Consider the following 14889-nt stretch of genomic DNA (forward strand, 5'->3'; position numbering starts at 1 on the left):
AGCTGCCCCCGCGCGGCGCTTTAAGCCGGGCAGTGGTTAACAAAGGCTCCATATCGACGCCGGTTTGGCGACAAACAGGCTGAAGCTCACCCCGCGATCACGGTCTGCTCGATCGTCCCGAAGATCGCGTGGTGGCGTTCGTCCTCGGCCCAGATGCGCACCGTGTCGCCGGCCTTCAGGAACGGCGTCACCGGCTTGCCGCCTTCGATCGTCTCGATCATCCGCACCTCGGCGATGCACGAATAGCCGACCCCGCCCGCCGCCACCGGCTTGCCCGGGCCGCCATTCGCGTCGCGGTTCGATACCGTGCCCGATCCGATGATCGTTCCAGCCCCCAGCGCGCGCGTCTTGGCGGCGTGCGCGATCAGCGTGCCGAAATCGAAGGTCATGTCCTCGCCCGCCTGCGCGCGGCCGAAGGGCTGCCCGTTGAGGTCGACGTTGAGCGCGCGGTGCAATTTGCCGTCGGCCCAGGCATCGCCCAGCGAATCGGGGGTGACGAACACCGGCGAGAAGGCGCTGGCGGGCTTCGACTGGAAGAAGCCGAACCCCTTGGCGAGCTCGCCGGGGATCAGGTTGCGCAAGCTGACGTCGTTGGTCAGCCCGACCAGCCGCACCGCCGCCAGCGCCTGCTCGCGGCTCGCGCCCGCGGGCACGTCGCCGGTCACCACCACCACTTCAGCCTCGAGGTCGCAGCCCCAGGCCTCGTCGGCGAGCGGGATGTCGTCGCGCGGTCCCAGGAACCCGTCGGACCCGCCCTGGTACATCAGCGGATCGTGCCAGAAAGTCTCGGGCATCTCGGCGCCGCGCGCCTGCCGCACCAGCGCGACATGGTTCACATAGGCCGATCCATCGGCCCATTGATACGCACGCGGCAGCGGCGCCGCCGCCTCGCGCTCATGGAAGCGCATCATCGGGATCGCCTCGTGGTTGAGGTCGGTCGCCAGGTTGCGCAACGCCCCCTCGACCGCCTCCCAGTCGTCGAGCGCGGCCTGCAGCGTCGGCGCGATATGCCCGGCATCGGCGCACCACGCCAGATCGTCGGACACCACCACCAACCGTCCGTCGCGACCATGCTTCAGGCTTGCCAGCTTCATCGCGCTCTCCACTATTTTTTGGCACTATTTTCGCCCCCCTGCATAGCCGCTGGCGCCGCGAAGTCGAGCGCTTCGCGGCAGTTGACAGCCCCCCTTTGGTTCCGCATCGCAGCGCTATGCAGCGCGGCCTTGGCTTCCTCGATCACCCCGGCGAGATGGCCGACCGAATCCGCGCACACGATTGGTCGCGGCACCCGCTGGGTGCGCCCGAAAGCTGGCCGCAGGCGCTGCGATTCATCCTCGATCTGGTGCTGTCGTCGAGCTTCCCGATGGCGATCTATTGGGGCCGCGACTATCATCTGCTTTACAACGATGCCTGGTCAGCGATCCCCGCCGATCGCCACCCCTGGGCGCTCGGCCGCCCCGGCGCCGAGGTATGGGCCGATATCTGGGACGTCGTCGGCCCCGAATTCGACAATGTCCGCGACCAGGGCATCGCCTTTGCCAGCTACGATCAGCTGTTGATGATGGCGCGCAACGGCGTCGCGCAGGAAACCTACTGGAACTATAGCGGCACGCCGATCCGCGACGAAGATAGCCAGGTCGTGGGCGTGCTCAACCAGGGCAACGAAACCACCCGTTTCGTTCTGGCCGAGCGCACCCGCCAGGCCGAGGTGCTTCGGTTGCACGAATTGTTCCAGCAATCGCCGGGCGCGGTGGCGCTGCTGCACGGCGCCGAGCAGCGCTTCGAGCTCGCCAACGACGCCTTTCTCGAGCTCGTCGGGCGCCGCGACCTGCTGGGCAAGCGAGTCGCCGATGCGATGCCCGAAGTGGTCGACCAGGGCTTCGTCGCGTTGCTCGAGAATGTCTTTTCCACCGGCAAGACCTATCGCGCCTGGGGCGAGGCGGTGCGGCTGGCGCGGTCGGGCGATGGCGCGCTTGAAGAACGCATCGTCGATTTCGTCTATCAGCCGATCCGCAACGCCGCGGGCACCGTCACCGATATCTTCATCCAGGCCACCGACGTCACCGATCGCGCGCAGGCCGAGGCCGCGCTGCGCGAAAGCCAGGCGCGGCTTCAATTGGCGCTCAACGTCTCGCAAGGCGTGGGCACCTGGGACTGGGACGTCGTCAACGATCGGGTGACCGCCGATGCGGGCTTCGCGCGGATGTACGGGGTTGAGGAGCAAACAGCGCAGATCGGCGCCCCGCTGGTCGATTTCTTCTCGGCGATCCACCCTGACGATGCCGAGCGCGTCCGCACCGCGGTCGATTCGACGCTGCTGACCGGGGCGGCATTCTCCGAGGAATATCGCCTCGTCCAGCCCGATGGCAGCACCCGTTGGGTCGCCGCACAGGGCCGCGCGCTGCGCAGCGACGGCGGCGACATGGTGCGCTTCCCCGGCATCACCTTCGACATCACCAACCGCAAGGCCGCCGAGGAAGCCGCACGCTCGACCGCCGAGGAATTGCGCGCCGCGACCGAGGCGCAGTCGTTTCTCTATGCGCTCGCCGAGCGCCAGCGTGCGCTCGACACCCCCGAGGCGATCATGTGCATCACCGCCAGCGCGCTCGGCGAGCGGCTCGGGCTCGATCGCGCGGGCTTTTACCGCGTCGGCGAAAACGGCGATATCGACCTGGGTCCCGGCTGGACCAACGGTGCGATGCCCGAGCTGCGCGGCGGCTTCACCGCCGATGAGCTCGGCGCAGCCCAGCGCGCGCAATATGAATCGGGGCGCACGCTGATCGTCAGCGACACCGCGCGCGATCCCAGCTTCAACGGATCGGCGATCGCGCGGACGACGGTGGCGGCGATCGGCGTGCCGCTGCTTCGCCACGGCCGCTGGGTGGCGAGCATGTACGGCAATTGCGCCAGTCCCCGCGAATGGCCGGCCGAGGAAGTCGCCTTCATCGAAGCCGTCGCCGAAATCACCTGGGACGCGGTCGAGCGCGTCGCCGCGGTCGCCGCGCTCAAGGAAAGCGAAGGCAAGTTCCGCGCGATCGCCAATTCGATCGACCATATGGTCTGGTCGTCGCTGCCCGATGGGCGGATCGATTATCTGAACGAGCGCTGGTACGACTTCACCGGCGCGACCGACCGCGCGATGATCGGCGACGATTGGGCGCAGGTCGTCCATCCCGATGATCGCGACAATGCGCTCGAAGGCTGGCGCACCGCGTTGGCGACCGGCCAGCCCTATCACCTCGAATATCGCATGCGCCATGCCGCGTCGAACGGCTGGCGCTGGGTGCTCGCACGCGCCAGCGCGGTGCGCGACGATGGCGGCGCGATCACCCGCTGGTTCGGCACCTGCACCGACATCCAGGACATCGTCGACGCGCGCGAGATCTTGTCGCGATCGCGCGAGGAGCTCGAGCGCGCGGTCGACCAGCGCACCCGCCAGCTGATGAGCGCCGAAGACCAGCTGCGCCAGGCGCAGAAGATGGAGGCCGTCGGCCAGCTCACCGGCGGAATCGCGCACGACTTCAACAACATGCTCGCGGTGGTGATCGGCGCGCTCGACCTGCTCGAACGCCGGCTGGCGCAGGGATCGACCGACGTCGGGCGCTATGTGATGGCGGCGCGCGACGGTGCCACGCGCGCCGCGGGGCTGACCCAGCGATTGCTAGCCTTTGCGCGCCAGAGCCCGCTTGCGGCGCGGCCGATCGACGTCAACCAGATGGTGCGCGGGATGATCGAGCTGCTGATCCGCACGATCGGCGACGACATCCGCGTCGAAACCAAGCTGGGCGAGCGCAGCGGCAGCGCGATCGCCGATCCGAGCCAGCTCGAAAATGTCATCCTCAACCTCGCGGTCAACGCGCGCGATGCGATGCCGCGCGGCGGCACGCTGACGATCGCGACCGACCGGGCGCACATCGGGGCCGACATGGCCGCGGGCTATGGTATCAGCCCGGGCGATTACGTTACCATCGCGGTCGCCGACACCGGCGAGGGGATGGCCCCCGAAACTGCCGCGCGCGCGTTCGAGCCCTTTTTCACCACCAAGGGGGTGGGCAAGGGCACCGGGCTGGGGCTCAGCCAGGTGTTCGGCTTCGTTCGCCAGTCTGCGGGGCATGTCCGTATCGACAGCCAACAGGGAAGCGGCACCACCGTCTGCGTCTATCTCCCCTCGACCGGGGCGCTCGTCGCGACCGACCTGCCGCCGCGCGCGAAGACGCTGGTGCGCGGGGCCGAGGTGGTGCTGGTCGTCGAGGATGAAGACCGCGTGCGCGCGCATTCGGTCGAGGCGCTGCGCGAACTCGGCTATGACGTCACCCATGCCAGTAGCGGGGCCGAGGCGATCGCCTTGCTCGACGCCGGGCGCCGCCCCGCCTTGCTGTTCACCGACGTCGTGATGCCCGGCATGACCGGCCCCGAACTCGCGCGGCTGGCGCGCGATCGGCTGCCCGGGCTGCGCGTGCTGTACACCAGCGGCTATACCGGCGACGTCGCGGGAGACGACGGGCTCGACGCGCCGATCCTGCCCAAGCCGTTCGACCTTTCGCAGCTCGCGCTCGGCGTCCGCCAGGTGCTCGACGCCTGACATCACGGCTTTCGCGCAGGCGGTGGACGCCGCCGCCGCCGCGCGATAGGGCTTCCCCGCATTCCCGACCATCTACGAAGGACGAAGCGCTTTGGCGAACGTGGCAGTAATCGGCGCCCAATGGGGCGACGAGGGCAAGGGCAAGATCGTTGACTGGCTGGCCGAGCGCGCCGACGTCGTCGTCCGCTTCCAAGGCGGGCATAATGCCGGCCACACCCTGGTGGTGGGCGACAAGGTCTATAAGCTCTCGTTGCTCCCCTCGGGTATCGTGCGCGGCACCCCCAGCGTCATCGGCAACGGGGTCGTGCTCGACCCCTGGGCGCTGCGCGACGAGGTCGAGCGGCTGCGCGGCCAGGGCGTCACCGTCTCGCCCGACACCCTGATGATCGCCGACACCTGCGCGCTGATCCTGCCCTTCCACCGCGATCTCGACGGGCTGCGCGAGGATGCCTCGGGCGCGGGCAAGATCGGCACCACGCGGCGCGGCATCGGCCCTGCCTATGAAGACAAGGTCGGTCGCCGCGCGCTCCGCGTCTGCGATCTGGCGCATCTCGACGATCTTGGTGCGCAGCTCGACCGCGTCGCCGCGCATCACGACGCGCTGCGTGCGGGCTTCGGCGAACCGCCGATCGACCGCGCCGGGCTGATCGAGCAATTGCGCGAGATCGCCGATTTCGTGCTGCAATATGCCCAGCCGGTCTGGCGGTCGCTCAACGAAGCGCGCTCGCGCGGTCGCCGCATCCTGTTCGAGGGCGCGCAGGGCGTGCTGCTCGACATCGATCACGGCACCTATCCGTTCGTCACCTCGTCGAACACGATCGCGGGCACCGCGGCGGGCGGCTCGGGTTTGGGGCCGGCGGCGGTCGGCTTCGTGCTCGGGATCGCCAAGGCCTATACCACCCGCGTCGGATCGGGGCCGTTCCCCACCGAGCTCCATGACGAGACCGGCGAGCGGCTAGGCGTACGCGGCCATGAGTTCGGCACCGTCACCGGGCGCAAGCGCCGCTGCGGCTGGTTCGACGCGGTGCTGGTGCGCCAGTCGGCAGCGGTATCGGGGATCACCGGGATCGCGCTGACCAAGCTCGACGTGCTCGACGGGTTCGAGACGATCAACATCTGCACCGGCTATCGCCTGGGCGACACCACGCTCGACCATTTCCCGGCGCACGCCGCCGACCAGGCGCGCGTGGTGCCGATCTACGAGACGATGGAGGGATGGTCCGAAACGACGGCGGGCGCGCGCAGCTGGGCCGAACTCCCGGCGCAGGCGATCAAATATATCCGCCGGATCGAAGAGCTGATCCGCTGCCCCGTGGCACTGGTATCGACCAGCCCCGAGCGCGAGGACACGATCCTGGTCCGCGATCCCTTCTCGGACTGAGCGCGCTCGGACGACACGCACAAAAAAGGCCCGGCGAACACCGGGCCTCTTTCTTGTGGTTCGACCTTAGCCCTGTGGCGGGGTCGTCGTCGGCGATTCGCCTGGCACCTCGGCATCGGTCTCGGGCGTGCCCGCGGGATCGGCGGTCGGGTCGGTCGGCGCCGTCTCGGTCATCGAATCGGGCACCGTCGGGTCGGTTGGCGTGGTCTGGCCTTCCATTGCTTCGTCGACCGCGGTGCCGTCGCTCGACGGGGCCGGCATGGTCTGGCCCGGGGCGGTCTGCGTCGGCGCGGTCTGCGTCGGTGCGGTCTGGGCGATGGCTGCGGTCGAACCGCAAAGAATCAGCATGCCTCCAAGGATCTTGGTGCGCATTGTTGCTCTCCGTGATTGAAACTAGTGAGAGCAGAACAGTCGCACGCAGCTTTGGTCGCACCCCGAAAAACGGTTCATCTTCGATACAGCTCGCTTCTGCGGCGACCCGAGCCTCGCTTCAGCCGCATTGAGCCCGATGCAGCAGTTTTTGGTCGGCGAGCACTAACGCCACCATCGCCTCGACTACCGGCACCCCGCGAATACCGACGCACGGGTCGTGGCGACCGCGCGTCGCGATCTCGGCGGCGTTGCCTTTGCGGTCGATCGTCTCGACCGGGGTGAGGATCGAACTGGTCGGCTTGAACGCCGCGCGCACGCGGATCGGCTGGCCGGTCGATATGCCGCCCGCGATCCCGCCGGCATGGTTCGCCAGGAACGTGGGCGCGCCTTCACCCGGCCGCATCGCATCGGCATTGTCCTCGCCGCGCAACGCCGCCGCGGCAAAGCCGTCGCCGATCTCAACGCCCTTCACGGCGTTGATCGACATGATGCCGCTCGCCAATTCGCTGTCGAGCTTGGCATAGAGCGGCGCGCCCCAGCCCGCGGGCACCCCCGTCGCCTCGCACGCGATCACCGCGCCCAGCGACGATCCCGCCTTGCGCGCGTCGTCGACCAGCCGCTCCCAGCGCTTGGCTGCTTCGGGGTCGGGGCAGAAGAACGGGTTACGGTCGATCTCGCTTGCGTCGAAGCGCGCCGGATCGATCGCGTCGCCGCCGATCGCCTCGACCCAGGCGGTGATCGTCACCTCCGGGATCACCAGCCGCGCGACCGCGCCCGCCGCCACCCGCATCGCGGTCTCGCGCGCGGAAGACCGCCCGCCGCCGCGATGGTCGCGAAAGCCGTATTTGGCGTCATAGGCATAATCGGCATGGCCGGGGCGATACGCCTTGGCGACCTCAGAATAATCCTTCGATCGTTGGTCGACATTCTCGATCATCAGGCTGATCGGGGTGCCGGTGCTGCGCCCCTCGAACACCCCCGACAGAATCCGCACCGCATCGGGCTCCTGCCGCTGCGTCGTGAAGCGCGACGTCCCCGGGCGGCGCTTGTCGAGGAAGGGCTGGATATCGGCTTCGCTCAGCGCAATCCCCGGCGGGCAGCCATCGACGACCGCGCCGATCGCGGGGCCATGGCTTTCGCCCCAGGTGGTGAACCGGAAGACCCGGCCGAAACTATTGTAGCTCATGCGGCGTAACGCGGCGCCTGATCCATGTCCCCCCGCCCGGCGAGCAATCCGGCGATCGAGATATCCTCGTCGATCTCGTCCCAATGCAGCCCGCTGGGGCTGATCCAGGCCTTGGCGCGGTCGGCGGGCAACGCGTTCAACAACCGCGGATACCAGGCGAGCGGCACCCCAAGCGTCCGTCCGTCGCTCAGATGAACCCACATCTGGTCGTCGTCGAACTCAACCTTGGTTGCCTGTACCGAAATGCTCATGCCACGCGCTCTCGATTTCCTCTCGCCGCTCGGTCACCTGCGCGATGAGCCATCGCTGGGTTCGAGCGTCGAAGCCGTAATTATAGGCGATCGCCACCTCGGGATAAAGCCATAGCTTGGCATCGCCCGTGCCGCGGTTGGCGACATGAATGTGCACCGGCTCGCGCGGATCGCCCTCGCGCGAAAAGAAATGGAAGCGATACCCGTCGGCTTGAAAGACAACCGGCATCGTCCTCGCCCCTCAAGCCAGCGCGATATCCGGTGCGTCTTCGGCCTTCATCCCGATCACGTTATAGCCGGCATCGACATGGTGGATTTCGCCGGTCACGCCGCTCGCCAGGTCGCTGCACAGATACAGCCCCGCGCCGCCGACATCCTCGATCGTCACGTTGCGGCGCAGCGGCGCGTTCAGCTCGTTCCACTTCAGGATATAGCGGAAATCGCCGATCCCGCTCGCCGCCAGCGTCCGGATCGGCCCCGCCGAGATCGCGTTCACGCGGATGTTGCGCGGCCCCAGGTCCATCGCGAGGTACTTCACCGACATGTCGAGCGCGGCCTTGGCCACCCCCATCACGTTGTAATGCGGCACCACCTTTTCCGAGCCGTAATAGGTCAATGTCACCAGCGATCCGCCATTGGGCATCATCGCCTGCGCGCGCTGCGCGATCGCGGTGAAGGAATAGACGCTGATGTTCATCGTCATCAGGAAATTGTCGAGGCTGGTATCGTAATAGGCACCGCGCAGCTCGTTCTTGTCCGAAAAGCCGATCGCGTGAACGACGAAGTCGATCGTCTCCCAGCGTTCCTTGAGCGTCTCGAACGCGCGGTCGAGCGCCGCCATGTCCGACACGTCGCAATCGAACAGGAAATCGGAGCCCAATTGCTGCGCCAGCGGTCGCACGCGCTTGGCCAGCGCCTCGCCCTGATAGCTGAACGCCAGCTCGGCGCCCGCCCCGGCGAGCTGCTGCGCGATCCCCCACGCCAGCGAGCGTTCGTTGGCGAGCCCCATGATGAGCCCGCGCTTACCCTGCATCAATCCCGTCACGCCGCACCCGCCTTCTCGTCATTGGGGGCGTCCTCTAGCCCGTTTTCGGGCACTTCCGCCAGTGCGGCGTTGAGCTCGGCGCCGATCACCACCCCCAACCCGATGATGAAGAAGAAGATCAGCGCGATCATCACCCCCGCCAGGCTGCCATAAGTGCGGTCGTAACCGCCGAGCATCCCCAGCGTCGGCGGCAGCAACGCAGTGGTGGCGTTCCACCAGATCGTCACCACCAACGGCCCCGGCCATTTGGGGCATTTCGACCAGCGCCAGCGCGACGGGGTGAGCGTGTAGAACAGCATGTACAGTGCGCCGAACAGCGCGACCGCGGGCGCGATCCGGCTGAGCGACACGATCCGCGCGGCATCCGATGCGAAGGGCAACAGCCGCGTGATGAAGGTCTCGGCACCGGTCAGGATCACCTGGAAGCTGAACGCCACCATCACCAGGATCACCGAGGCGAGGATCAGCCCGACCGACCCCAGCCGATATTCCCAGAACGGCCGCGACATCGTCACGCCATAGGCGCGGCGCAGGATCAGCCGCACCGTCTCGACGAAGCTCGCGGTGGTCCACAGCCCGACGATCACACCGAACCACACCAGCGACCCGGCGCGCGCCGCCAGTACATCGGTGATCGGCTGTTGCAGCAACACCGCGACCTCGGGCGGCACCGTCTGCAGGAACGCGTTGAGCGCCTGCAACCCATCGCCGGTCCGCCCGAAGATCTGCGCGATCGATGCCGCGACGATGAAGAAGGGAAACAGCGTCAGCAGCGACAGATAGGCGAGGTTGCCCGCGTGCATGAAGCCATCGTCATAGGTTCCCAGCGCCACCCGCCTGGCGACCTCGATGAACCGGTCGCCGATCCCCAGCGATGCCAACCGCCGCCGCATCCCGCTCTTGGCGCGCGCTTCGGGGGTATATTCGGGGGGTGAGGCTTCAATCACGGATACAGGCCCTCACCCTATCGCGCCTCCCTCCCTCTCCCGCCTGCGGGAGAGGGAGGGAGGCGCGTAGCGCCGGAAGGGTGAGGGCCTGTTCAAGTAATTTCAAACCCCGAACCGCGCGCGCGGATCGCCCTGGTCGCGGCCCTCCCACCCCTCGACGAACGCCGCCAGCGCGGCATCGTCGGCGGGCAGCTCGATCATCAGCGTCACCAATTCGTCGCCGCGCCCGCCGGTCTTCTTGTGGAAGCCACGCCCCTTGATCCGCAGCGTCTTGCCCGAGCTCGACCCCTTGGGCACCGTTAGCATCACCGCGCCGTCGGGGGTCGGCACGCGCACCGGCCCGCCGAGCACCGCCTCGGCCAGGCTCACCGGCAGGTCGAGCCGGATATCGTCGCCGTCGCGGGTGAAGAAGCGGTGCGGCTGCACCTCGATCGTCACGATCGCATCGCCCGCACCCCCCGGCCCCGGCTGGCCCTTGCCCGCCAGCCGCATCTGGGTGCCGTTCTCGACCCCCGCAGGCAGTTTCAGGTCGATCGTCTTGCCGTCGCCCAGCGTAATCCGCTGCGGCGCGAGCGTCGCTGCATCGATAAAAGGCACCGCCAGCCGATAGGCCGCATTCGCGCCCTTTGCGGGCGGCTGGCGTCGCCCGAACCCGCCGGCAAAGCCGCCGCCGCCCGCGCGCCCGCCGAACAGACCTTCGAAGATGTCGCCGATATCGCCGTCGCTGCCGCCGCCATAATCGGGGCGGAAGCCGCCCGGCCCGCCCGGCCCGCCTTGCCCGAACGGCCCCGCGCCGAACGGCGAGGTCGGATTGCCGTCGCCATCGATCTCGCCGCGATCGAAGCGCGCGCGCTTGTCCTTGTCGGTCAGCAGGTCATAGGCCTGCGTCACCTTGCCGAAGCGCTCGGTGGCGGCGGGATTGTCCTTGTTGCGGTCGGGGTGCAGCTGCTTGGCGAGCGTACGATACGCTTTCTTGATCTCGTCGGCGCTCGCCCCGCGCGATACGCCCAAAGCTGCATAAGGATCGGCCACGTAGTTCCCCGTTGGTTGGTCGCGCCCTAGATGGGCGAAGGGAGCCGGATTCGCAATCTTCCTCCCCTTCTTCCCCCCTCCCTGAAAGGGAGGGGCCGGGGGTGGGTCGAGTGCTCGCGATACGGAAGCCGCACGCGCAACAGCAACCATATCCCCAGGACGCTACCCACCCCCAACCCCTCCCTAGGAGGGAGGGGAGTAGTTACCCCACCGGCGCCACATCGACCGACACATCCATCGCCTGCGCCCCCGATCCCAGCACCACGCCGTCGATCGGCGCGATGTCGCCATAGTCGCGGCCGATCGCGACGATCACATGGTCTTCGGCCATCCAGATGCCGTTGGTCGGATCGACCCCGATCCAGCCGCGCGTCGGACCGCACCACAGCAATACCCAGGCATGCGTCGCATCGGCGCCGACCAGCCGTTCCTCGCCCGGCGGCGGCAGCGTGCGCAGATAGCCCGACGCATAAGCGGCGGGCAGCCCCGCGGCGCGCAGGCCGCAGATCATGATCTGCGCGAAATCCTGGCACACCCCGTGGCGGTTGGCGAACGCCTCGGCGGGCAGCGTATCGACCAGGGTCGCGGCGGGATCGAACGCGAATTCGCGCTGGATCCGCTGCGCCAGCGCGATCGCCGCCACGAGCCCGCCCCGCTCGGGATCGAGCTCCTGCGCGCACCAATCGGCGATGCCGTCGTCGATCGGGATGCGGGGCGAGGGAAACAGATACGCCGCGGGCGACAGCGCCGACAGATCGCGGCTGGCGCGCGCCATTTCGCCGATCTCGCGCAGCGTCGGGTCGCTCGGATCGGGCATCGGGATCAGCCGCTCGACCACGACATCGGCGACGCTTTCGATCGTCAGCACCTCGACCGCGCTCTCGATCACCAGCCGCACGACATTGGCAAGCCCCGCCTGCGCGCGCGCGGGCTTGGTCCGCCCGCCGGGCAGGATCGTCAGCGCATAACGCTCGACGCGCTGCCCCGGCCATTCGATCGGCTCCAGCCGCAGGTTGCAGCGCGCGAATGCGACGGGCTCGTCATAATCGAAGCGCGTCACGTGGCGGATGGCGTAGCGCATCATCGGGCGGGGAATCCCCGTATCGACGAACGAACCACCCTATCCCCGTCCGGGTGAGGTGCGCGCGCCCCAACCCCCCGTTCGCCCTGAGCTTGTCGAAGGGTCGGCCCGAACCATCCACGGACGCGCCCGGCGGAAAATGCGGGCCGATGCTTCGACAAGCTCAGCACGAACGGAGATTGGGGTCGACACCCCTCACCCCCCGTTCGCCCTGAGCTTGTCGAAGGGCCGCCGCGAACCATCCACGGACGCGACCCGCGGAAAACGGGAGCCAACGCCCCGACAGGCACACCGCCACCGCAAGGAACCGAAAAACTCACGCGAGCGTAAGCCCCGCCCCGCGCAACGGTTCCGACCCTTGCAGGAAATAGCGCCGCGCCACCGCCTCGGCGAGCGTGTAAAGCTCCGCCTCGACCGCCCCCAACGTCGCCGCATCGAGCGTCGCGGCTGCCTGCGTCGACACCATCGCACGCAGCCGCGTCGCCGCCATCTGCTGCGGCTCGCCAAGACCGTCGTCGCTCAGCACCGGCAGCGCCGCCAGATGCTCGCCGATCGCCGCGACCTGGAACGCCAGGCCGCGCGGATTGCCCGGGTCGAGCGCCACCAGGTCGATCGCGGGCACCCGCGCGATCCCGGTCAGATAGCGCTGGCGATAGCTGATCTGGCTGTCGGCCAAATCGAGCAGCGTCGACAGGTCATCGGCGGTCGAGGCATCGATCCCGAACGCCACCAGGTTGCGCACCACCTTGGCCGCGCGCTCGATCCGCCGCCCCAGATCGTGGAACCGCCACGCATCGGTGCGCCCCATATGCTCGGCCGACAGCCCCGCGAGCGCTGCATAGCGCCGCTGCAGCGAGCCTGCGCGATCGAGGATGCCGCCGCGCACCGGATGCGGCGCGTCGAGCAGCCGGATCATGTCGGCCGACAGCCGGTCGCGCGACACGCGGCCCAGCCCGCGCGCCTGGCGGTTGGTCGCGCGCACCGAATACCAGCCCTCCTCGACCCCCTCCATCGCCGCGCGCGCGAAGGCGGTCAGGTCCTGCCGCTTCAGGCTGGGCGGCGCGGGCGCCGCGCCGGTTTCGACGATCAGCCGCACCAGCCGCTCGACCGTCGGCCCGGCGAGCGCCGCACCGGTATCGGCGCTGATCGAATTGCCCAGCAGCACGCGGATGACGCCCAGCAGCGCCTCGCCGCGTTCGAGATAGCGCCCCAGCCAGAACAGATTGTCCGCCACCCGGCTGGGCAGCGTCCCCGGATTGCGCCGCAGATGCTGCGAATCGACCGCGGGCAGCAGCGAGAGCGGCTCGACCGGCTCGGGGCCGTGCACCACCACATCGGCCGACCAAAGCCCCTCGCCCATCGCGGTCGCGCGGACATCGCCCTGCCGCCCCAGCCGCGCAAAGCCGCCGGGCAGCACCGTCCAGCCGCCCGCGCCGTTGCGCGCCGCGAACACCCTGAGCGCGAAGGGCCGCGCCGCCAGCGCATCGTCGATCACCACCGGCATCGTCGAGAGGTGCACCACCTCCTGCCCGACATAATCCTGCGGGCGAAGCTTCATGTCGGCGAGCAACGCCGTACGCTCGGCGGCATTCAGGTCGGCGCCCACTACCGCGTTGCAATCGGGCAGCACCCGCGTCGCCACCCCGAATGCCGAGGCGATGATCATGCTGTCGAGTTCGTCGGCGACTTGGCGCGCCTCGCGCGGCTGGCCGCACCACCAGGTCGCGATATTGGGCAATTTGAGCGCGTCGCCGGTCAGCCGGGTACAGAGCGCGGGCAGGAACGCCGCGAGCGCGGGGGCTTCGAGCACGCCGGCGCCCGGCGCGTTGGCGATCACGACATTGCCCGCCGCCATCGCATCGATCAGCCCCGGCACCCCGATCGCCGAGGTCGAATCGAACGCCAGCGGGTCGAGCAGGCGCGGATCGGTGCGCCGCCAGATGCCGTCGATCCGCTTGAGCCCCGCAATCGTGCGGACATACAGTTTGTCCTCGATCACCGCCAGGTCGGCACCCTCGACCAGCAGGAACCCCAGATAGCGCGCCAGATGCGCCTGCTCGGCATAGCTCTGGTTGAGCCGCCCGGGAGTCAGCAGCCCGATCCGCGGCTCGACGCGGTGGCATGCCTCGGCCAGCCCATCGCGCAATTGCGCGAAGAAGGGCGCGTGGCGCTCGACATGCAGCCGCGATTGCAAGCCGCCCAGGGTGCGCGAAATCGCCAGCCGGTTCTCGAGCGCATAGCCCGCCCCCACCGGCGCGCGCAGCTGGTCACCCAGCACCCGCCATTCGCCGGTCGGCCCGCGGCACAGGTCGACCGCGACGAAATGCAGGTGATGCCCGCCCGGCGGCTCGAGCGCCATCATCGGCCGCAGGAACCACGGGCTGCCCGTCACCACGCTCGCGGGCAGCAGCCCGCCCGACACCAGCCGGCCGGGGCCGTAGATGTCGGCGACGATCGTCTCGAACAATTCGGCGCGCTGGATCACCCCGGCCTCGATCGCGCGCCATTCGTCGGCTTCGATCATCAGCGGGATCGGCGACAGCGGCCAGGCGCGCTCCTCGCTCTCGCCCGCGATGCGAAAGCCGGTGCCGATATCGTCGGCCTGGCGCTGCGCCCGCTCGCGCGCATATTCGAGCGAATCGCCGGTCACCCCGGCCATTTCCTCGAGCGCGGTGCGCCATGCTTCGGCGGCGGCGCCCTTGGCGCTGCACAGCACGTCGCCGCCGCGCGGGTGCGCGCCGCAATACTCGGTGATCCAGCGATCGGCGATGACGCCGGCGTCGAACAAGCTGGTCGCGCGCGTCGCCATGTTCACTCTTTAAAGCCCTGCTGAAACGAAGGCCGACGTGACCACAAGTTCTGCGACGGCGCAACCGGGATAACTCCCCTCCCTGAAAGGGAGGGGCCGGGGGTGGGTCGAGTGCTGGTGCAGGCGACCGCGACCAACCGCGCGGGCAACCGTACCGCACCCAACTCCACCCACCCCCATCCCCTCCCTTCCAGGGAGGGGAG

At 68.6% G+C, this 14889-nt stretch carries 12 protein-coding genes; 2 read left to right on the forward strand and 10 right to left on the reverse strand.

Features of this window, described 5'->3' with window-relative positions; translation table 11 throughout:
* Positions 1-86 precede the first annotated feature (86 nt).
* A complete protein-coding gene (locus tag NMP03_RS11535) occupies positions 87-1094 on the reverse strand; it encodes a fumarylacetoacetate hydrolase family protein (RefSeq protein WP_256505561.1) in 1008 nt (335 codons plus the stop codon).
* A 116-nt stretch (positions 1095-1210) separates the two neighbouring features.
* On the opposite strand from NMP03_RS11535, the gene NMP03_RS11540 reads away from it, so the two are divergent.
* Positions 1211-4582, forward strand: a complete 3372-nt coding sequence (locus tag NMP03_RS11540) for a PAS domain-containing protein (RefSeq protein ID WP_256505563.1) — start codon at positions 1211-1213, stop codon at positions 4580-4582.
* A 91-nt stretch (positions 4583-4673) separates the two neighbouring features.
* On the forward strand, positions 4674-5963 hold the full coding sequence (locus NMP03_RS11545) for an adenylosuccinate synthase (protein ID WP_256505564.1): 1290 nt from the start codon (positions 4674-4676) through the stop codon (positions 5961-5963).
* A gap of 66 nt (positions 5964-6029) precedes the next feature.
* Here the strand turns inward: NMP03_RS11545 and NMP03_RS11550 are convergent, their stop codons facing one another.
* The 9 genes from NMP03_RS11550 to NMP03_RS11590 all read right to left on the reverse strand — a co-directional run bounded on the left by NMP03_RS11550 (position 6030) and on the right by NMP03_RS11590 (position 14686).
* On the reverse strand, positions 6030-6335 hold the full coding sequence (locus tag NMP03_RS11550; protein ID WP_256505565.1) for a hypothetical protein: 306 nt from the start codon (positions 6333-6335) through the stop codon (positions 6030-6032).
* Positions 6336-6453: 118 nt separating this feature from the next.
* A complete protein-coding gene (gene aroC, locus NMP03_RS11555) occupies positions 6454-7521 on the reverse strand; it encodes a chorismate synthase (protein ID WP_256505566.1) in 1068 nt (355 codons plus the stop codon).
* On the reverse strand, positions 7518-7772 hold the full coding sequence (locus tag NMP03_RS11560) for a DUF2442 domain-containing protein (protein ID WP_197054248.1): 255 nt from the start codon (positions 7770-7772) through the stop codon (positions 7518-7520). The genes aroC and NMP03_RS11560 overlap by 4 nt, the downstream gene beginning before the upstream one ends.
* Positions 7741-8001, reverse strand: a complete 261-nt coding sequence (locus NMP03_RS11565; protein ID WP_256505568.1) for a DUF4160 domain-containing protein — start codon at positions 7999-8001, stop codon at positions 7741-7743. Before NMP03_RS11565 ends, NMP03_RS11560 begins: the two co-directional genes overlap by 32 nt.
* Positions 8002-8013: 12 nt before the next feature.
* Positions 8014-8817 carry an enoyl-ACP reductase FabI gene (gene fabI / locus NMP03_RS11570; protein ID WP_319937591.1) on the reverse strand — a complete coding sequence of 268 codons (804 nt, stop codon included), beginning with the start codon at positions 8815-8817 and terminating at the stop codon, positions 8014-8016.
* The gene (locus NMP03_RS11575) at positions 8814-9710 is read right to left on the reverse strand and encodes a YihY/virulence factor BrkB family protein (protein WP_256508105.1); all 897 of its coding nucleotides are present in this window, start codon (positions 9708-9710) and stop codon (positions 8814-8816) included. The genes fabI and NMP03_RS11575 overlap by 4 nt, the downstream gene beginning before the upstream one ends.
* A gap of 156 nt (positions 9711-9866) precedes the next feature.
* Complete coding sequence (locus NMP03_RS11580) at positions 9867-10796, reverse strand: DnaJ C-terminal domain-containing protein (protein ID WP_256505569.1); 930 nt, start codon at positions 10794-10796, stop codon at positions 9867-9869.
* Positions 10797-10998: 202 nt separating this feature from the next.
* On the reverse strand, positions 10999-11877 hold the full coding sequence (locus NMP03_RS11585; protein WP_256508106.1) for a transglutaminase family protein: 879 nt from the start codon (positions 11875-11877) through the stop codon (positions 10999-11001).
* 316 nt (positions 11878-12193) lie between these two features.
* On the reverse strand, positions 12194-14686 hold the full coding sequence (locus NMP03_RS11590; protein ID WP_256505570.1) for a circularly permuted type 2 ATP-grasp protein: 2493 nt from the start codon (positions 14684-14686) through the stop codon (positions 12194-12196).
* Positions 14687-14889 lie beyond the last annotated feature (203 nt).

Origin of the sequence: Sphingomonas qomolangmaensis (assembly GCF_024496245.1) — a bacterium.
Lineage (GTDB): Bacteria > Pseudomonadota > Alphaproteobacteria > Sphingomonadales > Sphingomonadaceae > Sphingomonas > Sphingomonas qomolangmaensis.

Coding starts and splice junctions, on each gene's coding strand:
- NMP03_RS11575 (WP_256508105.1), bottom strand. CDS start 9,710: ATGCGGCGGCGGTTGGCATCGCTGGGGATCGGCGACCGGTTCATCGAG.
- NMP03_RS11590 (WP_256505570.1), bottom strand. CDS start 14,686: ATGGCGACGCGCGCGACCAGCTTGTTCGACGCCGGCGTCATCGCCGAT.
- NMP03_RS11565 (WP_256505568.1), bottom strand. CDS start 8,001: ATGCCGGTTGTCTTTCAAGCCGACGGGTATCGCTTCCATTTCTTTTCG.
- NMP03_RS11585 (WP_256508106.1), bottom strand. CDS start 11,877: ATGCGCTACGCCATCCGCCACGTGACGCGCTTCGATTATGACGAGCCC.
- NMP03_RS11535 (WP_256505561.1), bottom strand. CDS start 1,094: ATGAAGCTGGCAAGCCTGAAGCATGGTCGCGACGGACGGTTGGTGGTG.
- NMP03_RS11550 (WP_256505565.1), bottom strand. CDS start 6,335: ATGCGCACCAAGATCCTTGGAGGCATGCTGATTCTTTGCGGTTCGACC.
- NMP03_RS11560 (WP_197054248.1), bottom strand. CDS start 7,772: ATGAGCATTTCGGTACAGGCAACCAAGGTTGAGTTCGACGACGACCAG.
- NMP03_RS11540 (WP_256505563.1), top strand. CDS start 1,211: ATGCAGCGCGGCCTTGGCTTCCTCGATCACCCCGGCGAGATGGCCGAC.
- aroC (WP_256505566.1), bottom strand. CDS start 7,521: ATGAGCTACAATAGTTTCGGCCGGGTCTTCCGGTTCACCACCTGGGGC.